The 22,389-nt window shown below is 35.5% G+C and carries 22 protein-coding genes; 6 read left to right on the forward strand and 16 right to left on the reverse strand.

All coding sequences use genetic code 11. The features are described from left to right. Positions 1 to 3 precede the first annotated feature (3 nt). Complete coding sequence (locus tag J3U37_RS05875) at positions 4 to 1,704, reverse strand: formate--tetrahydrofolate ligase (RefSeq protein ID WP_220219067.1); 1,701 nt, start codon at positions 1,702 to 1,704, stop codon at positions 4 to 6. 151 nt (positions 1,705 to 1,855) lie between these two features. Between J3U37_RS05875 and sohB the strand changes: the two genes are divergently transcribed. Both sohB and J3U37_RS05885 read left to right on the forward strand, forming a co-directional pair. Next, positions 1,856 to 2,959 (forward strand): protease SohB, encoded by a 1,104-nt coding sequence (sohB, locus tag J3U37_RS05880; protein ID WP_267373775.1) that lies wholly within the window; start codon positions 1,856 to 1,858, stop codon positions 2,957 to 2,959. 45 nt (positions 2,960 to 3,004) lie between these two features. Beyond that, positions 3,005 to 3,412 carry a hypothetical protein gene (locus J3U37_RS05885; RefSeq protein WP_267373777.1) on the forward strand — a complete coding sequence of 136 codons (408 nt, stop codon included), beginning with the start codon at positions 3,005 to 3,007 and terminating at the stop codon, positions 3,410 to 3,412. A gap of 40 nt (positions 3,413 to 3,452) precedes the next feature. On the opposite strand, the gene J3U37_RS05890 is transcribed toward J3U37_RS05885, so the two are convergent. The 15 genes from J3U37_RS05890 to J3U37_RS05960 are packed head-to-tail and all read right to left on the reverse strand — an operon-like array spanning position 3,453 to position 17,020. Continuing rightward, positions 3,453 to 4,679, reverse strand: a complete 1,227-nt coding sequence (locus J3U37_RS05890) for a beta-ketoacyl-ACP synthase (protein ID WP_267373780.1) — start codon at positions 4,677 to 4,679, stop codon at positions 3,453 to 3,455. Then, on the reverse strand, positions 4,676 to 5,407 hold the full coding sequence (locus tag J3U37_RS05895; protein WP_267373783.1) for a 3-ketoacyl-ACP reductase FabG2: 732 nt from the start codon (positions 5,405 to 5,407) through the stop codon (positions 4,676 to 4,678). The genes J3U37_RS05890 and J3U37_RS05895 overlap by 4 nt, the downstream gene beginning before the upstream one ends. Next, on the reverse strand, positions 5,407 to 5,883 hold the full coding sequence (locus J3U37_RS05900; protein WP_267373786.1) for a 3-hydroxy-fatty acyl-ACP dehydratase: 477 nt from the start codon (positions 5,881 to 5,883) through the stop codon (positions 5,407 to 5,409). The genes J3U37_RS05895 and J3U37_RS05900 overlap by 1 nt, the downstream gene beginning before the upstream one ends. Next, positions 5,883 to 7,067 carry a beta-ketoacyl-[acyl-carrier-protein] synthase family protein gene (locus J3U37_RS05905; protein WP_220219073.1) on the reverse strand — a complete coding sequence of 395 codons (1,185 nt, stop codon included), beginning with the start codon at positions 7,065 to 7,067 and terminating at the stop codon, positions 5,883 to 5,885. Before J3U37_RS05905 ends, J3U37_RS05900 begins: the two co-directional genes overlap by 1 nt. Further along, a complete protein-coding gene (locus tag J3U37_RS05910; RefSeq protein WP_267373789.1) occupies positions 7,068 to 7,640 on the reverse strand; it encodes a DUF3261 domain-containing protein in 573 nt (190 codons plus the stop codon). Positions 7,641 to 7,650: 10 nt separating this feature from the next. Next, the gene (locus tag J3U37_RS05915; RefSeq protein ID WP_267373791.1) at positions 7,651 to 9,915 is read right to left on the reverse strand and encodes an MMPL family transporter; all 2,265 of its coding nucleotides are present in this window, start codon (positions 9,913 to 9,915) and stop codon (positions 7,651 to 7,653) included. A 43-nt stretch (positions 9,916 to 9,958) separates the two neighbouring features. Further along, positions 9,959 to 10,564, reverse strand: a complete 606-nt coding sequence (locus J3U37_RS05920) for a LolA family protein (protein WP_267373794.1) — start codon at positions 10,562 to 10,564, stop codon at positions 9,959 to 9,961. Next, on the reverse strand, positions 10,561 to 10,980 hold the full coding sequence (locus tag J3U37_RS05925; RefSeq protein WP_267373796.1) for an acyl-CoA thioesterase: 420 nt from the start codon (positions 10,978 to 10,980) through the stop codon (positions 10,561 to 10,563). Before J3U37_RS05925 ends, J3U37_RS05920 begins: the two co-directional genes overlap by 4 nt. Beyond that, the gene (locus J3U37_RS05930; RefSeq protein ID WP_267373798.1) at positions 10,973 to 12,721 is read right to left on the reverse strand and encodes a glycosyltransferase family 2 protein; all 1,749 of its coding nucleotides are present in this window, start codon (positions 12,719 to 12,721) and stop codon (positions 10,973 to 10,975) included. The genes J3U37_RS05925 and J3U37_RS05930 overlap by 8 nt, the downstream gene beginning before the upstream one ends. After that, positions 12,712 to 14,448, reverse strand: coding sequence for a hypothetical protein (locus J3U37_RS05935; RefSeq protein WP_267373800.1), 1,737 nt, complete (start codon positions 14,446 to 14,448; stop codon positions 12,712 to 12,714). Before J3U37_RS05935 ends, J3U37_RS05930 begins: the two co-directional genes overlap by 10 nt. Then, positions 14,418 to 14,981: a hypothetical protein gene (locus J3U37_RS05940; protein ID WP_267373802.1), complete on the reverse strand. Its 564-nt coding sequence runs from the start codon at positions 14,979 to 14,981 to the stop codon at positions 14,418 to 14,420. The genes J3U37_RS05935 and J3U37_RS05940 overlap by 31 nt, the downstream gene beginning before the upstream one ends. Positions 14,982 to 14,987: 6 nt before the next feature. Continuing rightward, positions 14,988 to 15,236, reverse strand: a complete 249-nt coding sequence (locus tag J3U37_RS05945; RefSeq protein ID WP_220219081.1) for an acyl carrier protein — start codon at positions 15,234 to 15,236, stop codon at positions 14,988 to 14,990. A gap of 16 nt (positions 15,237 to 15,252) precedes the next feature. Continuing rightward, complete coding sequence (locus tag J3U37_RS05950; protein ID WP_220219082.1) at positions 15,253 to 15,507, reverse strand: phosphopantetheine-binding protein; 255 nt, start codon at positions 15,505 to 15,507, stop codon at positions 15,253 to 15,255. A gap of 11 nt (positions 15,508 to 15,518) precedes the next feature. Beyond that, positions 15,519 to 16,316 (reverse strand): lysophospholipid acyltransferase family protein, encoded by a 798-nt coding sequence (locus J3U37_RS05955; protein ID WP_267373803.1) that lies wholly within the window; start codon positions 16,314 to 16,316, stop codon positions 15,519 to 15,521. Continuing rightward, positions 16,295 to 17,020, reverse strand: coding sequence for a beta-ketoacyl synthase chain length factor (locus J3U37_RS05960; RefSeq protein ID WP_267373805.1), 726 nt, complete (start codon positions 17,018 to 17,020; stop codon positions 16,295 to 16,297). The genes J3U37_RS05955 and J3U37_RS05960 overlap by 22 nt, the downstream gene beginning before the upstream one ends. Before the next feature lie 118 nt (positions 17,021 to 17,138). On the opposite strand from J3U37_RS05960, the gene J3U37_RS05965 reads away from it, so the two are divergent. The 4 genes from J3U37_RS05965 to J3U37_RS05980 all read left to right on the forward strand — a co-directional run bounded on the left by J3U37_RS05965 (position 17,139) and on the right by J3U37_RS05980 (position 22,309). Next, positions 17,139 to 18,224, forward strand: coding sequence for a class I SAM-dependent methyltransferase (locus tag J3U37_RS05965; RefSeq protein WP_267373807.1), 1,086 nt, complete (start codon positions 17,139 to 17,141; stop codon positions 18,222 to 18,224). A 30-nt stretch (positions 18,225 to 18,254) separates the two neighbouring features. Further along, on the forward strand, positions 18,255 to 18,653 hold the full coding sequence (locus J3U37_RS05970) for a hypothetical protein (RefSeq protein WP_220219085.1): 399 nt from the start codon (positions 18,255 to 18,257) through the stop codon (positions 18,651 to 18,653). Positions 18,654 to 18,981: 328 nt separating this feature from the next. Then, positions 18,982 to 20,682, forward strand: coding sequence for an aspartate-alanine antiporter (gene aspT, locus J3U37_RS05975; RefSeq protein WP_220219086.1), 1,701 nt, complete (start codon positions 18,982 to 18,984; stop codon positions 20,680 to 20,682). A 28-nt stretch (positions 20,683 to 20,710) separates the two neighbouring features. Then, positions 20,711 to 22,309 (forward strand): bifunctional aspartate transaminase/aspartate 4-decarboxylase, encoded by a 1,599-nt coding sequence (locus tag J3U37_RS05980; RefSeq protein WP_220219087.1) that lies wholly within the window; start codon positions 20,711 to 20,713, stop codon positions 22,307 to 22,309. Positions 22,310 to 22,389 lie beyond the last annotated feature (80 nt).

Raw genomic sequence — 22,389 nt, forward strand, 5'->3', positions numbered from 1 at the left:
GTTTTAACTTAAACCTACAATATTACCATCTTTGTCAATATCGATTTGTCGATATGCAGGATTAGTACCAAGCCCTGGCATGGTCATTACATTACCAGCATAAACACGAATAAAGCCAGCCCCAGCTGATATAGCTAAGTGGCTAATATCAACATCAAAGTTAGTTGGTACATTTTTAAGGTTAGCATCAGCACTTATCGACATAGGTGTTTTGGCAATACAAAGCGGTAGAGTATCGAGTTTTAGTGCTTCAATCTCTTTGATGTTTTCCAGCGCTCTTTCCGATAAATTGGCTTTATTGGCACCATATTTTTTGACCATGGTTTGTATTTTGTCGATTAGCGGCATATTATCCGGATAAGGTAATGTGATCGAACTTGGCATAGCGCACGCTTGAATAACATGTTGCGCCAGTTTTTCTGCACCTTTACCACCTTGAGTAAATACTTCACTCACTTCACAAGCAAATGCACCATGTTCAACAGCATATTTTTGTAAGAAAGCCAGTTCTTCTTCGCTATCATGCGGGAAGCGGTTTATCGCTACAATCACTTGTAAACCGTAACTTTTAGCGTTGTTAATATGCCATGCTAAATTTGCTGCGCCAATCTCAAGTAGTTCTACATTCGATTCAGAGATCTCTTTAGGAATGGCTTGCCCCGGTTTGATGTTATATTTACCACTATTCGATTTTAAGCTACGCACAGTTGCAACTAACACAATACAATCAGCTTTAATTCCTGCTTGGCGATATTTGATATTAAAGAATTTTTCCATACCCATATCCGATCCAAAGCCAGCCTCGGTTACCACATAGTCTGCCAGTTTTAAAGCAATGCGATCGGCAATTACCGATGAGTTGCCGTGGGCAATATTGGCAAAGGGACCCGCATGGATAAGCACAGGGGTGTTTTCAACGGTTTGCATCATATTAGGATTAATCGCATTTTTTAACAGTACAGTCATGGCGCCAGCAACTTCAAGTTGTTCAGCTGTAATGGGTTCGCCTTGAGTATTGTAGGCTAAAATAATCTTGCCAATACGAGTACGCATGTCTTGTAGATCTGATGACAAGGCTAATATCGCCATTAATTCAGAAGCGGCGGTAATTTCAAAACCATCACGGCGCTCGATACCATTTACACCACCACCTACACCGACAATAATGTTTCGTAAAGCACGGTCGTTATGATCTATCACTCTTTTCCATACAATACGATTGACATCAATGTTTAATCGTTGTAATCCTGTTTGCTCGGTAAACTCATTACCAAGTCGCTCTTCATGATAAAGGCGAGAGTCTAAAGCCGCTGATGCTAAATCATGGGCGGCAGTTATGGCATGAATATCACCAGTTAAATGGAGATTTAGCGTTTCCATTGGTAATACTTCCGCTTGACCTCCACCAGCTGCACCACCTTTAACGCCAAAAACTGGCCCTAAGCTAGGCTGGCGAATACAGGCGATGGCTTTTTTGCCGATATAATTTAAACCTTCACTAAGCCCGATAGTATTTACCGTTTTACCTTCACCAAGTGGAGTAGGGGTAATAGCTGTCACAAGCACTAATTTGCCATTTGGTTTATTTTCATTTGCTTTAATAATTGAAAGATCGATTTTTGCCACATGTTTGCCATAAGGCAGGACAAATTCGTCAGGTATATTGCACTGTTTTGCAATTTCGGTAATTGGGCGTAACGACATATTTGTTCTCATATTACTTTTAATTGGGGTATCAGTATAAATAATTTGAATTGCCGAATAAAGCGCCAATTTTATCTTTATTGATTTTAAGCACAATCCTCATTTATATTGTTATAATAATTTAAATTTTCAATCAAAGGATAATAGTTAGATGAATTGGTTTTCTCAGTATTCACTTTTTTTAGCTGAAACAGTAACAGTTGTAATCGCAATATTGGCGATTTTAGTTTTTATCATTAGTCAACGCCGAAAATCTTCAACAGCAGCAGGACGTCTTAGTGTTAAAGATATCAGTCATGAGTATGAGCAAGTCAAAGATGACATGTTAATGTTGAGTATGGATGAGCTGGAAGCTAAACAGTTTGCCAAAGATCTAAAAAAACAGAAAAAGCTTGAGAAAAAACAAGCTAAATTAGCCGCTAAAGAAAAAAATAAGCAGCAACAAAATAGCGATCAGAGCAATGAACAACCGGCTGAAGGTAAACTGTCAACTGAAAATAGTAATCAGGATAACGCTAAACCTAAACTCTTTGTCTTATCCTTCAATGGTAGTATGGATGCTCATGAAGTGGAAGAATTACGTCAAGAAATTACCGCGGTGCTTGCTGTAATAAAACCTGAAGATGATGTTGTGATAAAACTTGAAAGCCCTGGTGGTGTGGTTCATGGTTATGGACTTGCCGCATCGCAGTTGTTAAGATTCAGACAACGTGATATTCCTTTTACTGCGGTTGTTGATAAAGTTGCAGCAAGCGGTGGGTATATGATGGCATGTACTGCCTCAAAAATTGTTGCAGCACCTTTTGCAATTGTAGGCTCAATTGGTGTGGTCGCTCAGATTCCTAATTTTAATCGTTTACTTAAAAAGCACGATGTGGATATTGAGTTACAAACAGCTGGGGAATATAAACGTACTTTGACTATGTTCGGTGAAAACACCGACGAAGGTCGCCAAAAATTTAAACAAGAGCTTGAGCAAACGCATTTGTTATTTAAAGATTTTGTTAAAGAGTATCGACCAAATATTGATATCGAGCAAGTGGCAACGGGTGAACATTGGTTTGCAACTCAGGCAAAAGATAAAGGTTTAGTTGACGAAATCAGTACCAGTGATGATTTTATTTTATCTCATTTAGATTCACATAAAATTATTTCTGTTAGTTATCAACGTAAACAAAAACTTTCAGAGAAAATCTCAAAAAATGTCGTAAAAAGCGTTGAAAGATTGTTTTTCAAGCAAGGAAATGGGCTGTAATGCCCTTTTTACTCGCCAGAAACTGAGTGTTGGGTGATGATAAAAATGAAAAAACAAGCGCCTGTGCAGATAACCTTAATCCGCCAAGGAAAAACTGAAAAAGCTGAAATTTATTTTAATACAACACAATCTGATAAATACAAGTTAAGAATCTTGTTTAGTAACAATAACGGTTTTGAAGTAACTGGTAATGATTATTTCAGCTGTTTTTGTCAAATTAGGGATCATTTTCCCGATATTACCTTTCTTTGTAAAGGGGCTAAAGAAAACGTTTACCCATCGAGAATGGCGAGGGATATGGGTGGTGGTTTAGTCGCTTATCAATTAACCATTGGCAAACATGCTAATCAAAAAGATCTTGTGCCCATTTTTGATTTTGAAGATGAAAATATTGTTTCCACAAAAGAACAAGAAGATTTTTTTAAGACTTGGTTGAACACACCTAGAAAATAACAACTGTAATTAAGTTATACAGTTGTTATTTCTAGAAAAATTAAAGACGTTTAATAATAATTGAAGTGTTGATGCCGCCAAAAGCAAAATTATTGGTTTGCATATATTCAATATCCAAATTTCGACCTGAACCGACAATATAATCTAAGTCTCCACAGGCTGGATCGACATTTTCAAGATTAATGGTAGGGTTGAACCAACCATTGTGCATCATTTCGACAGATAACCATGCTTCTATTGCTCCACAAGCCCCTAGGGTATGACCAAAATAGCTTTTTAATGATGATATTGGCGTTTGGTTACCATAGATGTTTGCTACTGCATTGCTTTCAGCTATATCGCCTCGGGCTGTTGCTGTTCCGTGCGCACTAATATAACCAATTTGTTTAGCATCTAATTTGGCTTGTTTTAACGCTTCTTCCATACAAATTTGAATAGTTTCTTGGCGTGGTTGGGTAATATGACTAGCATCACAATTGGTTTTAAAACTGATAATTTCGCCATATATTTTAGCGCCTCGGGCTTTGGCATGTTCGTACTCTTCAAGTATTAATGCACCCGCGCCTTCACCAATAACAAGCCCGTCTCTATCTCGATCATAAGGACGAGGTGATAGCTTAGGTGTGTCGTTTAATTGGCTGGTGGCAAATAGGGTATCAAATACTGCGGCCTCAGAAGGGCATAACTCTTCAGCACCGCCTGCTACCATAATGGTTTGCATGCCGTATTTAATGGCTTCATAAGCATAGCCAATTGCTTGACTGCCGGAGGTACAAGCGCTAGAAGTGGTGATTAATCTTCCTTTTAATCCAAAAAATAAGCCTGTGTTAACCGCTGTGGTGTGAGGCATCATTTGTATATAGGTGGTCGCTGTTATGTTATTTGTATGCTTTTCGTTTAACATTGTGGCGAATTCGGCAACTGGTTGAGTACTGCCGGTTGATGAACCAAAAGCAATCCCTGTTTCACCACCGGTAAGAATAGGATCATCTAATAAGCCTGCCTTTTCTAATGCTATTTCAGTCGCTTTAGTCGATAGCAATGATACTCTACCCATAGAGCGAATTTTTTTACGCGTATAGTGTTCCGGTATTATGAAATTGTCGATAGGCGCACCCAATTTTGTGTGTAAGCCATCATAGATTTCCCATTCGGGCATATATCTAACCGCATTTTGTAACTGTTTTAGGCTGTTTTGTACATTTAACCAGTCATTACCAAATGCAGTAACGCCGCCCATACCTGTTATGACAACTCTTTTTGTCATATCATCCCTCCATTGATTGAAATGACTTGGCGAGTGATGTAACCCGCAATATCTGACATTAAATAGCTCGCCAGTCCGGCAACTTCTTCAACTTGTCCCATTCGTTTTAATGGAATCATTTTCATAGCTTCTTGTAGCGCAATCGGCTCCATATCTAATATGCCGGTATCAATTAATCCCGGTGCAATGCAATTAACAGTAATTTTTCGTTTAGCTAGCTCAAGTGCCAGTGCTTTACTTGCGCCAATGACGCCTGCTTTTGCGGCACTATAATTTACTTGTCCTCGGTTGCCTGCTATTCCCGATACAGATGAGATAACAATAATACGTCCACCGCGGCGCAGTCCAATCATTGGCATAATACAAGGATGAAGTACATTGTAAAAACTATCGAGATCGGTATGAATGACACTTTGCCAATCATCTTGCGTTAATGCAGGAAAAGCACCGTCGCGTATTATCCCGGCATTATTCACGACGCCATAATAACCGCCATGTAATTCGATATCTTCTTCTATTCTTTGTTTACATTGCATTTGATTGCTTACATCAAACTGAATCAAACGAGCCTGACCACCTAAATTTTCGATTATTGCCTTAGTATCAAGCGCACCTTGTTTATCGCTATGGTAATGAATCACGAGGTTAAATCCATCTTGCGCTAACTGACAAGCAATCGCTTTACCAATTCCTTTACTTGCGCCAGTAACAAGTACTGTTTTGTCCATTATTTTTCTCCTAATCGATTGTCACCAAATAAGTCTTCTAATTCGGACTCATCTGGCTCATATACATTAAGTTTTCCTTTGACAACACATTGTTGGTCAATAAAAATTTGACAATCAAAGTTAGCCAATTTTGAATCATTCAGAACTAAATTGGCGTGGATCATTAAGTGACTATCATAAGGAAATGCAGGTAAAGTTGTTTTTATCGCTCGTCCACCGATTAACATACCTAAAGAGGGTATTTTGTTGTTTAACAGACTGTGATAACCATTCCAAACGCCAATGGTTTGCGCCATTATTTCAATCGCATAAAAATTGGGTAGTAATTTATCTTCATTCAAAAAAGGCGCTAAAATACCTGTTTCATGAGTTCGAACACTACAAATACACTTTTCTTCATTGATTAAATGAATGTTTTCCACCATTACCATTGGCGTTTGATGAGGTAAATAATAGCTTGCTGGGTGATAGTTCATCATATTTTTCCGATAATTAGTGATGCATTATTACCGCCAAATGCGAACGAATTCGACATTATAATCCGTTTTTCTAACATCATTTTTTTAGTAATTATATTAATTTTATCCAGACTTTCATCATAAGGTGATTGGGAAAAGTCTTGTTGAGGTAAATAGATATTTTGATCGAGCAACAGGCAACTAAGCGCAAGTTCAGTTATAGCCGCACTGCCTAATGTGTGTCCGGTAAGATGTTTAGTTGAACTGCAAGGCGGTAAGTTTTGTTTAAATAATCGATAGACAGCTTTGCTTTCAGCTAAATCATTTAATTTGGTTGCGGTGCCATGTAAATTGATATAACCAATATCATTGATCGTCAATTTAGCCGTATCTAACGCCATTTGCATGGCCTGTTGAGCGCCTATTCCTTCGGGATGCGGTGAAGAGATATGGTAAGCATCTGATGATTCACCTATGCCTAATAGCCTAATATCACTGGTCGGTTCTTTAGTTAATAAAAATAGAGCACCGGCTTCACCAATATTGATGCCATCTCGTTTTTCAGCAAATGGGGTACAGGGTTTTTCTGAAAGTGCTTCAAGAGCGTTGAATCCGTTGATTGGCATTCTGCTTAAGCTGTCGGCACCGCCCACAATTGCGGCATCAACAATACCAAGCTCAATTAATCTTTTGCCACTTATTATTGCCTTCGCACTTGAAGTACAAGCTGTTGATATTGTGTAACTTGGCCCGGTTAAGCCTAGTAACATGGTTAAAAAACAAGAAGGGTTGCCTAACTCTTGTTGAGCATAAGTGAAATTTTGATTATGGTTGCCTGTTTGCGTCAGTTGTTTTATATACTTATCGCCTTCATCAATACCTGATGTGCTTGTTCCTATCACAATGGCAATGCGATCAGCGTTATATTTTTTTATCGCTTTGTTTATTTCTGTCTGAATCTGTAAATAGGCAGCATAAAGTAGTTGATTATTTCGGGTTGAATATGGCGATAAATGTTTAGGAATAGCAGGGAGTGTCTGATTATTAACTTTTCCTAACCAAGTTTTTTTGCCGTTTAATAACCATCCTTCTTGTTGAATTAAACAATGCTTAGCACAATAATTTTGACTTAAATTATGTTTAATTTCGTCTTGAGAACTACCTAAACTATTAATTGCACCAAATGCTGCTACATAAACCATCTATTTTGCTTCCATGCTCTGTATTGAAATTTGATAACCAAATATATTATGTTTTATCTGTGTAGGTTTTCTAATCTGATTCGATGTTGTTTGATTATAACTAATATCAATAATGACGTTTTGTTGATCATCGATTAATTGTCTGTGATAGTCATTATCAATAAGTTTCCACCCTTGTGGTAAAACCGCTTGCCATTGCTTAAGAGGCAGAATGCTTAATAAGATATCAGATAGCACTTGTTCGGGCGGAGGGAGTTGCTTGATAAAAATATTTTGTTTGGTTTTAATACTTTCGCCTGTATAGCTCAATTCAAATAAGCGTATTCCAAGTGCCGAAAGCCCTATAACCTTGAGTTGATCATCTTTAGCGTCTAAAAGGATAATTAAAGAGTGCTCTTGGTCATTATATTTAAATTTTAATAGCTGTTGATCATGATAGTTATTTTCAAAATTAGGTTTGGGAATACTCACTTTTGTATCTTTAGTAAACCAAGCTTCGGATTTTGTTTTGCTAGCGCATCCGGTCGCTAAGAAACCAACGATAACCATAATTAAAACAATATATTTTTTCATCCTTAATTACCTAATCCTTTTTTAATACAAGGCGATTATTGATTGCTAAAGGGGCAAATACAAATGCGCCAAAAATGCCACTAGTTAGTACTAAACCAAATCCCATAATAGCAGTTGTGTGACTAATTATCAGTAACCCAAATGATAAAAGTGTCGTTATCGCTGCCATTGTTACGGCTAACAGGGCACTTTGGGTTTGGCTTTTGCGATTACTTAAAAACAGACTATAATCGATACCAATACCAATCACAAGGATAAGTGCCAACATTGAAAAAAGATTCAACGTTTGATCAATCATGCCATGTACTGATAGCGCAATGCCAATGGATAAAAGTGTTGGAAGTGTGCTTTTCAAACCGGTTTTTATCCCATGTTTACGATTATAAACCATAAAACATATACAAATCGCAATAACTGATCCGATAATGAGCTTTGTCAGATAAACTCGATAATGTGTAAACATGGTTGTAAATTCTGAACGTCGATCTAACCAATAAATACCCTCGTCAATTTGAGACATTTGAGAAATTTCGGTTAAATTATTTATACCACTTATTGGAATTAAAGTTGCACTTTCACCGGTTTTTAATGATAGCCAAAGTAGTTTTTTCCCATGGCTGATTTCACTTTGTTCCCATAAATTAGGTGTAATAAATGTGTTTATTTCTTGAAGACTTGGTGTTTTAATTGCAAAACCAATTTGGTTGAGTTTTGCAATAATTTCGGGGGTATATTGCTCTATTAATGCAATGTTTTGCTTCTGTTTGCCAATAGAAGGTAAATTGATACTTTGATATTGTGTAAACCAGCCATTTGATTTTGCCTGTTCTAATTTAGGTATAAAATTTTCAAGCCGTTGTAATGTCTGCTCTGCACTATCACCAAAGACAATAAACCATTTTTGGTCACTTGTTTGCCCTGTAATATCGATTATCTGCTGTTCTTGTTGTTGTAGTTCTGCAGGTAATGCTTGCAATTTGCCAATATCGTCATCAATTTTTAAATTGGATAACCCGATACCGATAAATATCAGTGCTGATGATACTAATAGCCACTGTGTTTTTTTGTTTTGCCATATATCAAGCCAGCGAGTCAATATACGGTGGCCGACTTGTTGGCGTACAGGTAATTTATTGACCAAAATAGGGTACCAGCAAATAACTGTCATAAATGCGCCAATTAATCCAAAAATAGCAAACATGGATAACTGTTTTAACCCCGGGAAAGGTGCAATTAACAGTACCAAATAGGCAATAAAACTTGTGCATAATGCAATGAATAATGTTGATATTAATTTTTTTAAGCTTGCATAAGGTGATTCTTGATCACCATGCAAAAGTCGTTCAGTTAAATAGTGTAATGAATAATCTATCGCTATTCCGATAATACTTGTACTCATGACTAAAGTCATAATGTGGATTTGACCAAATGAAGCCAATACCGCAACTAAACCGCAAACAATACCAATAAAAATTGAAAGTAATGAAAGAAAAATGGGTATGACGGAACGAAATATAGACATAATTAATAAAATAATGCCGATAACTGAAATGCTTCCAATAGTCGATATATCATTTTGGGCTTGTTCACTAGCATAATCGCTGTAAAAAAGAACGCCTCGTTTTAAAATGTTAGTTTCAGGCCAGTTAATTTGTAGTTGTTCAATAAGCGCATCTAACTGTTCGACAATTTGATGTGATTGGCTAATGTTAAATGAGGAATCTTTAAGATCAGCATAAATCATGTACCAGTCATTACCCAAACTATCTTGAACTGATAGCCATTTGTTTTTAATTGCCAGTTTTCCGGCACTATTGAGCTGATTAAGCTGTGAAGATCGCGTCAGTAAGAGTGGGTCATTATTTAATTCTGTGGCACTAACCCCGCTAAATGGTGAATAAATTTGGCTCTCAATCCATGCAAATTGATTGTGCATTTCAATTCGATTGGCGGTAGTTTCGTCTAACAATTGATATCGGTATTGATAGGCAAATTTGCCCCAATTTTGCTGAAATTGTTCATCAAAATACCCATTAACACTATGAATAAAAGGCTGCTTTTGTAAATGTTCATACCACCAATTTACTGGCTCTAAATTGGTTGCTTGCTGAGGTTTGATTAACCAAACCAGCTGTTTATCCAATCTATCTTGAAAGCCATCAATAATTTCTACTGGAACATCGTTAGTTTGTTCGTTAGGCAGTAGTGATAGTACGCTTGTGTTGAGTTTGCTATGTTGTATCAGATAGCCAGCAGTTAAGAGTATGCTTATCACAACAAAAAGCCATAAAATGGCTCTTATTTTAAGTAACTTTTTGTTATTTGAATAACGACTGTTCATGTTGTGTTAATTTAGTTGTCTTGTGGTTGAAAAATGTAATTTCCGTTTTATCATTTTGCATATCATCAAGCGCGATCTTTTCAAGATATACATTTCCGCTTAGCTGTATCTGCTTGAAAATTTTATTTAGTGGGGCTGATATTGGGATCAATGTTAAATTCCACTGCTGATCATGCTCTGTGAGTGTTAATTTAAAGTTATTTTTTAGCATTTGTGCGTCAGCAGTAAAAATCGCAGATAGTAAATGATTGAATTGAAACAGTTGAGGTTGATTTTCAGCTGTTATTATTTGTGGTGTTCCTCCGTCAATATTCTGTTCCATTCTAACTTGATTCATTTTTAAGGTCATTTTAAAAGGACTGAGTTGTTGCCACCATAATCCATCTTGTTGAGATATAATCATTTTACCTGTCGAATGTAGGGGATTGCTTAATCCATTGATAAAACGATCTTGTTTGAAATCTGCTCGAACAACTTTATTTTGACTAAATTGTTGCTGCAAGTTTTCGAGTGTTATTGCCTGAGTTATGCCACTTGAAAATATCAAAAATAGGGTGATGACAATGACAAAATATTTTTTCATTTTAATAATCCAAATCGTTCTAAAAAAATATGAGGGGTAACAAAACTCATTTCTTGGGTTGTTGCTAATACCGCAACTTGAATTGTATAACCGCAAGTCGTTTTTCTTCCTTGACTGTTGGTTATGAGATAACTAATTTTTATTCGATGTTCATACTCTTCTAACTTAGCCATAATCTGGATTTTTTGCTCTGCAATTATCGGTGCAATGTACTTGACTCGTGTATCGACTATCGGCCATAGGTAACCGGAGTCAATCATATCTTTATAACCATAGTTGAATTTCTGAAACAAGGCTTCACGTGCTTTTTCAAAAAATTTTAAATAGTTTCCATGCCATACAACGCCCATGGCATCTGTATCGTGAAATGAAGTGGTATATTCGATGATTGCATTATGGCTAGCGTTGTTATTCATTTTTATCTACTTTTGTTGTTGCTTCGTTTAATTCAGGCTTATTAAAATCCCAAAAATCATAAAAGTTAAACCAGTCTAGTGGTGACACTAAACAATAGTGTTCCAACCTTTTTGCATATTTTTGGATGATTAAGTCGATTTCAGCTTGACGATTTTTTCGAGAGAATTTGAGATTATCTGAAAAAAGTTCAAAATGTATTTGAAAACGCCCATTCGGTTTTAATCCCCAAAAAAGATAAACCGGCGCACTTAATGCAGATGAGAGGATGAAAGGGCCTTTAGGAAAAGGTGCTGGCGAGCCTAAAAAATTCGCCCAACTGACCGCGTTTTCTTGCATCCTTTGATGCGGATTGGTCGAGGTTCTATCACCAACAATGGCAATCCATTCACCTGCATCTAGTTTTTGTTTAAGCATAATTGCAGTGTCGGCGCCTAAGGTATCGACTTGAATAAGATTAACCGTTGAAGCATTATTGGCTTCACTTAATACTTGCTTGAAACGGCTTGAATTTTTATTAAAGACTAATGCATTAATTTTTACATCATGAGAAAGCTGAGCAAGCGCTCGACACATTTCAATATCACCTAAATGTGAACCTATTAATACGATTCCTTTTTTTTCATCGATGAGGTTTAAGAACTCTTGGTTATTGGGGATGTATATATCGTTAATTTTTATATCGCCTTGCCAGCACGCAAGTTTATCTAGTAATGCCTCTCCAAATCTTAAAAAGTGATTAAAAGAGGTTAGCCTTTTCTTTTCAACAAAAGGTATTTTGTCATAATGATTTTTTATTCTTTGCAAATATTGTTGTGATGCCTGACGTTGTTTTTTACCGGTCAGCCAAAAATAACAAATAACCGGAAACATGATAGCCTTGGCTGCTCTTCTACCTAACAAACGGTAAAACTTTAAAATAAACCTAAGACCCCAGAGTCCTTTTCGCTCTTGAATTTGTGACCAGTGTTGTTGATCTTTCTTTTTTTTGAAATTTCTTTTTATTAGCGAAACCATTCGTGGAAACATGCCGAAAAATAGTTTAGTGTGCATCCATGATATTAGTAAATTATCTTTCACCGCTTTAAAATGCGAGACACCATCTTTGGGGTAAGTGACTTTTGTCGGTACAAAAACGCTATTGGTACCTTGCCAGTATAATTTCACCATAATGTCTGTATCAAAATCCATGCGTTTCCCGATTTTGCAACGCCTTAATAATTTATTGGTAGCTTGTAGTGGGTAGATACGAAAGCCACACATGCTATCTTTTATACTCAATGATAGCGTTTCAATCCATACCCAGAAATGGGTAATGTATCTTGCGATAAGCCGATGTTTGGGTACGGAACTATCATATATCGGACAGCCTGAAATTAAGGAATATGGGTTTAATTGTGATTGTTCGATTAACTGTGTGATGCTATTGCTGTCGTGCTGTCCGTCAGCATCGATTTGAACGGCATAATTGTAGCCTTGATTATAGGCATATTTAAGCCCATTGATTACAGCTGCACCTTTACCTTGATTGGTTGCTAGACGAATTAAGATCACCCAAGCATATTGGTCGGTAATGAGTTTTATCTTTTGAGCTTGTTCAATCGAACTACCGTCATCAATGACGATGCACTTGAGTTGGTATTGTTCAATACTTTTGAGGACTTTTGGTAACGCATGGCTGTGGTTATAACATGGAATTACAAAACAATAATTTGCCGATAGATTAATCGTGTTTATTGACATAATGTAAGTTTTCCGGAGCTAGCTATTTTTAGCGTGTTATCTGGCTTGATAAAAGAATAGGAGAAATCTATTCTTTGCTCTTTTTCATTCCACTTCAAATTTAATTTAAGTCGGTCTTGAGGAAGTATCGGGCATTGGAATTTGATCACATCTATCGATGATAATGATAAATTTGCATTAAAGTATTTTTGAGTATAATAAATCACCCAATTAAGTTGTACGACCCCTGGCAATAATGGTTGGGAAGGGAAATGTCCTTTAAACCAAAATAGATCAGTAGGTATGACTAACTCAATATTAACATGATGAGTATCTTTATCGACGCTTAATTCATTTGCAAACACTTTATTCATTACTTTCTCATTAGTTTCAAATAATGATTTCAATTCCATGTAAGTGGTTTTACCTTGCATATTTTTTGGCAGGTTTTCCACAAATCGCCATTTCTTAGGTAATTCAATCAATGATAATTCATCTTTCAAAAAAAGTCGAAAATATTGTGTTAAATTATAAGAATTGTGTTCTTTAGATAGTTCGCTATGTGATGTAGATAGTTTAACTATAGCACCCAAAATAGTTCTGTTATTTTGAATTAAAGGAATGACAATTGCTTCTTCTACTTCAGGTAATTGATTAATTTTATTCTCAATATATGTCAGTGATACACGGTTTTCTGAGATTTTAATAATCTTATCTGATCGACCATTTAAGTGAAAATGCTGTGCATCAACTATCGTTATTTTATCATTCAACAGCTCTGGTCGTGTTAACAGCGGAGAAATAAGGCATGTCTTTTGATCGCCATTTTGTTGAAGTTCCATTTCAGAAAATAACTGCCAAGGCATATTGGGGTGAAGTTGTTTACGAGTCGCAATGATACCTGTTTCAGTCGATCCATATATCTCATCGGGCAAGACATTAAAATTTTGTTTACAAGATAAAGCTTCCTCATATTTCAGACTTCCACCCGCAGAAATTACTTTATCACAATTGATTGTCGGTAATTTGACATCTAACGTTTTGATAATAGCAGGGCTTGTTATATATAAAAATTTTTTATCATTATATTGATACAGTTGTTCTTGATAAATTATCGGCTCACAAACAAAGGGAATTTTCATCATTAGCGATAACATGATTTTGAAAGTTAAGCCATACATATGTTGATGAGAAACTGATGCGACAATAAGATCAGCGGATAATTTTCCCCAGTTAGATTCAAGCTGTTGGATCTCTATTTCGAACTGATTGACTGTTTTTTCAATTGGTTTTGGTAAACCGGTTGAACCTGATGTAAATAGTGTTAATGTGCTATAGCTAAAATCTTTATTTATAAAGTCAGCAATTTCAACGGAATTTGCGTTAAACAGTTGATTGATATTTATTAGACGTTTATGAGTATCATACTGATGAATATCCTGATTATCAGTTAATAATGCATCATAATCATCTTTAATTTCTTGATGATAAGCGCTAATTAATTTGGGATGTTTACCTGAATAGAAAAGAGCAAATAAACCCACAACAAAATTAAAACTATCTTGCATGGTTAAAGCCCAATATTTTTCAGGACTTTTAGAAAGCTGCTGACTCAACAGTAAAACTTGTTTTTTTAAATCAAGTACAGACAGTGGTTGCTTTTTTCTAAAAGCGATAATTTCATGATCAGGCCGTAATAACTGTTTAGATAGCGAGACTATTGTTTGATTTGTTGACGTATCAGCCATTCTCCCACCATAAGTGTGCCAATTAAAATGTAACTAATTAAGCCATTGTACATTGTCCACCAGTAAAGATTGTTTATTAAACAGGTAATTAATGCAATGCTTCCATTAAGCATAAAAAAAAGGCACCAACAAATCGTGACTTTACGGGTATATTTTATTGCTTTAGGGGGTAAGTTAGCATCTTTAATTCTGGCAAATTTTTCAACAATTGTTTGCGGTTGTGATAAGGAATAACCGAAGGTAATCAAAAATACCACATTGACCATAACGGGGTAGTAAAAAAGTATTTGATGTTGAGAAAACAACCAGCTACTTAATAATAATGATAATCCAATAAACGCAGTAATTTTGGCAAGCCAACGCATGCTTACTAAGATATTGGGTAGAGTTAATAATCGTAGAATAAATAACGCAGCTAAATAGAAAATGGCTAGTTTAATTTCCTGATAGCGTAAAGATAAGTAAATGATAAATGGGTAACAGACAAAAGAGATATTTGTTAAACATTTAATAATTAACTTAACTTTACTCATAATTAATTATTTACTATTAATTAAGTTATCAACCGCATCAACAACGTCTTGAACAGTTCTGACTGATTTGAACGTTTCAGGATCAACTTTTTTACCGATCTTTTTTTGTAGATGAACGACTAAATCAACCGCATCAATACTATCTAAATCTAGCTCTTCAAAAAGTTTTGATTCGGGTGTGATATCTTCAGATGAAAGTTCAAAAAGTTGGACAAGTGCAGATTTAACTTGCTCAAAGATTTGTTGTTTATCCATGTTATTAAGCTCCTTTTTATTGTTGTGCTGAAATAAAATCTGCTAATGTTTGAACGGAATAAAACGCTTTTTTGGTCTCTTCACTTTCAGAAGATAAAACAATACCATAATTGCTTTTTATCGCAAGTCCTAGCTCTAAAGCATCAATAGAATCCAGACCTAATCCATCACCAAACAGCGGGGCTTTTGTATCTATGTCAGCCGGTGTGATATCCTCCAAATTAAGTACATCTATAATTATCTGCTTAATTTCATTTTGTAGCTTTTCCATAAGTTTCCTTTTTAAATTATCTCACTTTTTTCGTTAAAAATTGATGTTAAGCGCTGGGTTAATTTCCGTGCCGCTATCGTAGTACTAAATTCAGAAAAATCGTTAATTGCTATTTTTTCGCCAATTGTAATAGTGAAACAGGGTTTTTTATATGGTATTCGGTACCATTTTTGTTTTTTGAACAGTAAAGGAGGGTTACATTGGATGTGGATGACTCTCAAATCTGCATGACACCTTAATGCGATATTAGCCGCCCCTCTTTGTAATTTGATCGGTTCATTCGGTACACTTCTTGTTCCTTCAGGAAATATTAAAATTCGCCCGCCATTTGCCAGAATTTGCTGACATTGAGGCAATATTTTTTCAGACTCTTGGTTTAAAATATAACCTGCGGTTTTGATAATTCCACTGATAAAAATATTTTGTAACAATGCACCTTTTACTAAACAATCACAGCGAGGCATAACTGACGCTAACAGTACGACATCAAGTAAGGAGGGATGATTTGCAACGATTAAACATTTTTTATCTTGTTTAAGTTTTTCAAGACCGTAAAACTGATAATCGATAATACCTAGCGATTTGACAATCCATAAAAAAATCTTAAAGCTGAAACTAATACTTTTTTGCGCAATAGCGATTCTTTGAGCTTCGTTCCAAACAAATAATCTTAATAACGTAAACCACAATAGCGATAGTATGAATAATCCATAAGATCCAAATAATATAAATCCAAATGTGGTAGCAATAAGGCGCCAAAATATATTGATTTGACGGCGTTGTTTAATTACTTCTCGTTCATCGTCCATAACCAATCTTGAGTATTTCCTTTTACTATGAAGCGCTGTTGCTTATTTAAATAAGCACGTAAAAAAGCAAGCGATTGTGGGTATTTTTCAGCAGGAACAGTTGTTGTTTGCGTTATATTCTGGCAACTGATCTCATTACCTTTTGTTATTATATAGCCAACAGCGTAAGTTGGAACCGATGACTTTATATAACGGTGATATGTATCGGGAATGGTTCCGTCGAAGTCTATTAGTAATACTGTTTTATCTTCTTGCGTTAATACAGATATTGCTTCAATTAATCCTTGTTGAAAACTGTCATAATGAGCAGAAATAGAAGTGATTGGGATTGGTTTTTTGGCAATAATAGTTAACAAACCTGATGCGGTATTATGAACTGATAAAGCAAAATCAGTGGGCGAAATATCACTATTTTGATTGAGCATCGATAAAATTTTATATGTTTTATCTATCTCTCCATGTTGACTGGTAAATACCGCGAGATCGGGAACTTGAGATTGTTTAATTAATTCCATTCCAACTTCTACCGCTAGACGTGATTGAACACTCATCCTGCGAGCTTGCATCATGGGTAAATTGACTAGCTTTGGCAAAGGCAAATTCCAATCATGGTTGGAATTTTTAGACCAATTTTCCCAATCCGATTGATTAGATAGACCAGAAGAGAGAGCAAACCAGTTTTTTATGGAAAAAGAAAAATTCATCTTGATAATGTTTCAATTAACTCTTTACTTAATAATAAATTGTAATATTATTTATTTTTACCAATCCCTAATATGGGGCTGTTTATAAAATACAGTAAAACTTCAAAAAGGCAATAGATTGAAAGGACTCAACACAAAAAAATTTAATTATGATAAGGATATTTATACTGCCTTAGAAGCAATAACTGAAGCACAAAAAATAGCATTTGCACCATTAATGTTTCAAGCTGTTGCGTGTATGAAAAATGAAGGCATATTAGCTCAACTCGATAATGCCGGTAAAACTGGTATGAGTTTAGATGATTTAATGGATAAAGTTTCGTTGTCATCTTATTCTCTTCAGCTTTTATTAGATATTGGATTGAGTATGCATATTGTTTATCAAAATAATGATCATTTTATTTTAGGTAAGGTTGGTCATTATTTGCTACATGACACGATGACGAAGGTAAACTTCGATTTTGTGAAAGACGTATGTTATCAAAGTATGTTTTATCTTCAAGACTCATTAGCAAATGGTAAACCTGAAGGATTAAAAGTATTTGGTGATTGGAATACTATTTACCCCGCATTACAAGAATTACCTGAACAAGCAAAAAAAAGCTGGTTCGCCTTTGACCACTTCTATTCTGATCATTCATTTCCAGTTGCTTATTCTCATATTAAAGATCTCAATCCTAAGCATATTTATGATGTTGGCGGAAATACCGGTAAATGGGCTATTTTTTGTGCCCAGCAATGTGCAGATCTTAAGATAACACTCTTAGATTTACCTCAACAAATAGCCGTTGCCCAAAATAATATTAAAGCAGCCGGTTTTGATGATCGAATTCATGGTTTTGCCGTTGACTTATTATTAGCCAAACAACTGCCGAATGAAGCTGATGTTTGGTGGATGAGCCAGTTTTTAGATTGTTTTAGTGTAGAACAAATTACCCATATTTTGTCGTTGATTCATGGTAGCATGAGAGATGATGCAGTTTTATGTATTATGGATCTTTTTTGGGACAGACAAGCTTTTGAAGCAGGGGCATTAAGTTTAAATGCTTCATCTTTATACTTTACGTGTTTAGCAAATGGTAATAGCCGTTTTTATCATTCGAAGGTTTTTTATCAGTGTTTAAATAGCGCCGGTTTTCACGTTGAAAAGGATATTGATGGCTTAGGATACGGTCATACTTTGTTGATATGTAAAAAACGTTAAATAATATAATTTAGATTAAAGGAGTTAACAATGAAAATTATTAAGTTAATTATAACCACGCTATTTATTACCACATTACTCGGTTGTGCTAGTAAATTTCAAGCACCCAAAAATGTTACTACACCTGTACAAGGAGTCACAAAAGAGCAAGTTAAACAAGCGATTTTGAATACTTCAACTAATGGCCGTTCTGCTTTTGGTACTTGGAAATTTCAATCAGTAGATAATAACAATATTCGAGGTAGTTTGTTCAACCGTAAATTTGAGGTTGTTGTAAATATTCCTTATTCAGCTAATGGATATTCTATCGAATATGTTTCAGCTAGTGATAATTTAAAAGATAAACGTGGCAATGTTCATCGTAACTATAATCGTTGGATCAACAATTTAGATGCGAGAATTAGAGAAAATATTTTTAAAACAAAATAATTTTACGAAAGTTAAATTATTCAGCTTCTTTGTCAATGCTGAATATTAAAAATCAAGCTGTTTATAAGCTCAGTTTTTTACTGAGCTTATAAATTAAGTTCCACATTTAGTTTAACTGTGTGCATACTTTAAAATCTTATTGATAATGTTAATTTCTTCAACTACCATATTCTAACAATAATATTAATCGTTAAAATTGAATATCTATTCTTTTCATTGCAGTTTAATATGTAATTGTATTCATATTCTTTTGTGAATATTGCTCCAATCTGACAAATATCTTTTCATATTCTTAAATCATAAATCTTAGCACTTGAGGACAATTATTATGTTTCAATGGCTTTCTGACTGGATTTTAGATGGACTTAGACACTCACCGGAAATTCTATTATTTCTCTCTCTGAGTTTAGGGTATTTAATCGGTGCTATTCGCATTGGTAAATTTCAATTGGGTGGCGTTGCAGGTTCATTACTCGTGGCAGTAGCACTAAGTGTTTTTGGCGTCACAGTTGACGCTGGCGTTAAAGCTGTGCTATTTGCGCTATTTATTTATGCTGTTGGCTTTGAAAGTGGTCCGCAGTTTTTCCGTTCACTGGGTGTAAAAACTTTACGTGAAATATTTTTAGCATTGTTTATTGCTGTTGCTGGCTTTGCAACGGTGGTTATATTGGCAAAATTATTCCATTTAGATAAAGGCCTTGCAGCTGGTTTAGCGGCTGGTGGATTAACCCAATCTGCAATTATGGGTACCGCTTCTGATGCTTTAAGTCAATTAGGTCTGAGTGCTGAAGAACTCAGTAAAATGCAAGGTAATGTCACAATAGGTTATGCTGTGACTTATATTTTTGGTTCGCTTGGTGCCATTATTGTTTGTGTCAATATCCTTCCTAAAATTATGGGCAGTGATATTAACGATGATGCGATGAAGGCACAAGCTGAGCAACTTCATGGTTCACTTCTATTAGGTAGCAACCAAAATTTAGCGCTATCAGATGTTACAGGCCGTTTATATCGCATTACCAATAAAATTAATCAAACTGTTGAGAGTGTTGAAAAGCTTGTCGATGGTATCAGTATCGAACGTATCAAACGGGGTAATAATATCCTCGAAGCTAGTCCTGATACTTTATTGAAAGCAAGGGATATTATATTGGTTGTTGGTCACCGTGATTCGATGATTAAAGCGAGTGATTTGCTTGGTACTGAAGTCAATTCCGCTTCTGGCATGGATGTGGTGATGAATACACAAGATGTTGAGATGCGTAATACACGTTATGTTGGTCAAAATTTAACGCAAGTTTTATCGTCTGAAGAAGTGATGAAGTTAAAACATGGCATCTATTTAACGGCTATTCATCGAGACGGACAGCAACTACCACTCAATAATGACATCAATTTAAAATTAGGTGATGTGATTACAATTTATGGTGCTGATAGCGATTTACGTCGTGTTGTGGATAAAATTGGGGCACCCATCACTAAAAGCGAAAAAACAGACTGGATATTCCATGGTTTGGGCTTGGTTGTGGGGTTAATTATTGGATTAATCGTTATCCGTGTTAGTGATATTCCTATTACTTTAGGTGCTGGTGGTGGTGCATTGTTATCCGGCCTATTGTTTGGTTGGTATCGCTCGCTTCATCAAACTGTTGGTAATATTCCAACAGGGGCATTGCAACTATTAAAAGATTTTGGTCTGGCTGGTTTTGTTGCGGTTGTTGGATTAAGTTCTGGTCTTCAAGCTATTGATACCATTCGAGAACAAGGTCTGTCTCTATTTTTAATTGGCGTGGTGGTAACTATTTTACCTATGTTGCTTGCTATCTATTTTGGTAAATATGTATTGGGTTATAAAAACTCAGCGGTATTTGCCGGTGCGTTAGCAGGTTCTCGTAGTGCTAACCCAGCTTTTGGGGAAGTGCTAAACAAAGCAGGTAACTCTACCCCGACTAACTCTTTTGCTATTACTTATGCTTTAGCTAATGTGTTCCTAACATTACTAGGACCATTAGTTGTGGCTTTTGTTTAATTGTAATATCAGATTAAAGGTACAAATTATGAAAAAAATTAAAACAGAGTATGCAAAGTACGCTAATTTAAGCCCTTTTGAATTGAAAGATAACTTAATTAAACTAGCTCAAAGCCACGCCGACCGAACTATGTTAAATGCTGGTCGTGGTAATCCTAACTTTCTTGCTACTTGGCCGCGTCAAGCTTTCTTCCAACTGGGTGTTTTTGCAATTCAAGAATCAGAAATGTCTTATTCTTATTTGAATGAAGGTGTAGGTGGATTTCCAATAAAAGCTGGATTAACAGGGCGCTTTGAGCATTTTGTTCGCCAAAATTATGAAACGCCGGGTGTCGCTTTTTTAGGTAAAGCATTTTCCTATATTCGTGATCAACTAGGACTTGATGAAAACGCTTTTTTACAAGAAATGGTTGAAGGTATTTTGGGATGTAACTATCCTGTACCCGACAGAATGTTGCGTTTTAGTGAAGAAATAGTGAAATCCTATGTTTTGCAACAAATGGGAGCGCAGTATCTTGATCGTGATGATCTTGATTTGTTTGCCGTTGAAGGTGGTACCGCCGCAATGGCTTATATATTTAATTCAATGAAAGAGAATGGTTTGATTCAAAAAGGGGATAAAATTGCAATAGGTGCACCAATTTTTACCCCATATTTGGAAATCCCAGCTCTTAATGATTATCAATTAGTTGAAGTATTGATTAATGCCGATCCGGATGCAAATTGGCAATATCCAGAGTCTGAATTGCGTAAACTTGAAGACCCGTCAATAAAAGCTTTCTATTTAGTCAATCCATCGAATCCACCGTCAGTTAAAATCGATGATAAAAGTTTAAAAATCATTGCTGATATAGTGAAAAAACGCCCTGATTTAATCATCTTAACCGATGATGTTTATGGTACTTTTGCTGATGATTTTCAATCTTTATTCGCAATTTGCCCTAAAAATACTATTTTGGTGTATTCATTTTCAAAATACTTTGGTGCAACCGGCTGGCGTTTAGGGGTAATTGCTACCACTCGTGACAATGTCATTGATAAAACCATTAAAGCTTTACCTAGTAAAGCTAAACAGGTTTTAAATAAACGTTATAGCTCTATTGTCACTGATCCGCAAAATCTTAAATTTATTGATCGCTTAGTTGCCGATAGTCGTGCTGTTGCCTTGAATCATACCGCCGGGCTATCAACACCACAACAAGTGCAAATGGTTCTGTTTGCTCTATGTGAAATGATGGATAATGATCAAAGTTATAAAGCGGCATTAAAATCGCTTATACGTCGACGTGCAGCATCGCTCTATCAGCATTTAGGTCTTAAACATAATACAGATGAAAATAGCGTTGATTATTATACATTAATTGATTTAGAGCATATTTGTCGTGAACTTTACGATGATAAATTTGCTAAGTGGATTTTGAAAAATAAAAATCCTTCAGAGATGTTGTTTAGAATTGCTGATGAAGCAGGTGTGGTTCTGTTACCTGGTAAAGGTTTTGCTGTTCAACACCCTTCAGCACGTGCTTCTTTAGCAAATTTAAATGAGTATCAATATGCTGCAATTGGCTTATCAATGCGTAAACTTGCTCAAGAGTACTATAATGAGTATAAAGGTAAGAAAAAATAACAGCATAATTATCTTTAATTAATACAAATAAAAAGCCCTGATCAGTGCAGGGCTTTTTTATATTTTTTGAATTATTAAAT

The sequence above is a fragment of the Gilliamella sp. B3172 genome (genome assembly GCF_026536465.1).
GTDB lineage: Bacteria > Pseudomonadota > Gammaproteobacteria > Enterobacterales > Orbaceae > Gilliamella.

Excerpts from the sequence above, each read along its gene's own strand:
- J3U37_RS05925 (WP_267373796.1), bottom strand. The coding sequence starts at position 10,980 with ATGAATAACAACGCTAGCCATAATGCAATCATCGAATATACCACTTCA.
- J3U37_RS05945 (WP_220219081.1), bottom strand. The coding sequence starts at position 15,236 with ATGGATAAACAACAAATCTTTGAGCAAGTTAAATCTGCACTTGTCCAA.
- J3U37_RS05930 (WP_267373798.1), bottom strand. The coding sequence starts at position 12,721 with ATGTCAATAAACACGATTAATCTATCGGCAAATTATTGTTTTGTAATT.
- J3U37_RS05955 (WP_267373803.1), bottom strand. The coding sequence starts at position 16,316 with ATGGACGATGAACGAGAAGTAATTAAACAACGCCGTCAAATCAATATA.
- J3U37_RS05885 (WP_267373777.1), top strand. The coding sequence starts at position 3,005 with ATGAAAAAACAAGCGCCTGTGCAGATAACCTTAATCCGCCAAGGAAAA.
- J3U37_RS05935 (WP_267373800.1), bottom strand. The coding sequence starts at position 14,448 with ATGGCTGATACGTCAACAAATCAAACAATAGTCTCGCTATCTAAACAG.
- J3U37_RS05875 (WP_220219067.1), bottom strand. The coding sequence starts at position 1,704 with ATGTCGTTACGCCCAATTACCGAAATTGCAAAACAGTGCAATATACCT.
- J3U37_RS05970 (WP_220219085.1), top strand. The coding sequence starts at position 18,255 with ATGAAAATTATTAAGTTAATTATAACCACGCTATTTATTACCACATTA.
- J3U37_RS05950 (WP_220219082.1), bottom strand. The coding sequence starts at position 15,507 with ATGGAAAAGCTACAAAATGAAATTAAGCAGATAATTATAGATGTACTT.
- J3U37_RS05905 (WP_220219073.1), bottom strand. The coding sequence starts at position 7,067 with ATGGTTTATGTAGCAGCATTTGGTGCAATTAATAGTTTAGGTAGTTCT.
- J3U37_RS05980 (WP_220219087.1), top strand. The coding sequence starts at position 20,711 with ATGAAAAAAATTAAAACAGAGTATGCAAAGTACGCTAATTTAAGCCCT.
- aspT (WP_220219086.1), top strand. The coding sequence starts at position 18,982 with ATGTTTCAATGGCTTTCTGACTGGATTTTAGATGGACTTAGACACTCA.
- J3U37_RS05960 (WP_267373805.1), bottom strand. The coding sequence starts at position 17,020 with ATGAATTTTTCTTTTTCCATAAAAAACTGGTTTGCTCTCTCTTCTGGT.
- J3U37_RS05910 (WP_267373789.1), bottom strand. The coding sequence starts at position 7,640 with ATGAAAAAATATATTGTTTTAATTATGGTTATCGTTGGTTTCTTAGCG.
- sohB (WP_267373775.1), top strand. The coding sequence starts at position 1,856 with ATGAATTGGTTTTCTCAGTATTCACTTTTTTTAGCTGAAACAGTAACA.
- J3U37_RS05890 (WP_267373780.1), bottom strand. The coding sequence starts at position 4,679 with ATGACAAAAAGAGTTGTCATAACAGGTATGGGCGGCGTTACTGCATTT.
- J3U37_RS05895 (WP_267373783.1), bottom strand. The coding sequence starts at position 5,407 with ATGGACAAAACAGTACTTGTTACTGGCGCAAGTAAAGGAATTGGTAAA.
- J3U37_RS05900 (WP_267373786.1), bottom strand. The coding sequence starts at position 5,883 with ATGAACTATCACCCAGCAAGCTATTATTTACCTCATCAAACGCCAATG.
- J3U37_RS05940 (WP_267373802.1), bottom strand. The coding sequence starts at position 14,981 with ATGAGTAAAGTTAAGTTAATTATTAAATGTTTAACAAATATCTCTTTT.
- J3U37_RS05920 (WP_267373794.1), bottom strand. The coding sequence starts at position 10,564 with ATGAAAAAATATTTTGTCATTGTCATCACCCTATTTTTGATATTTTCA.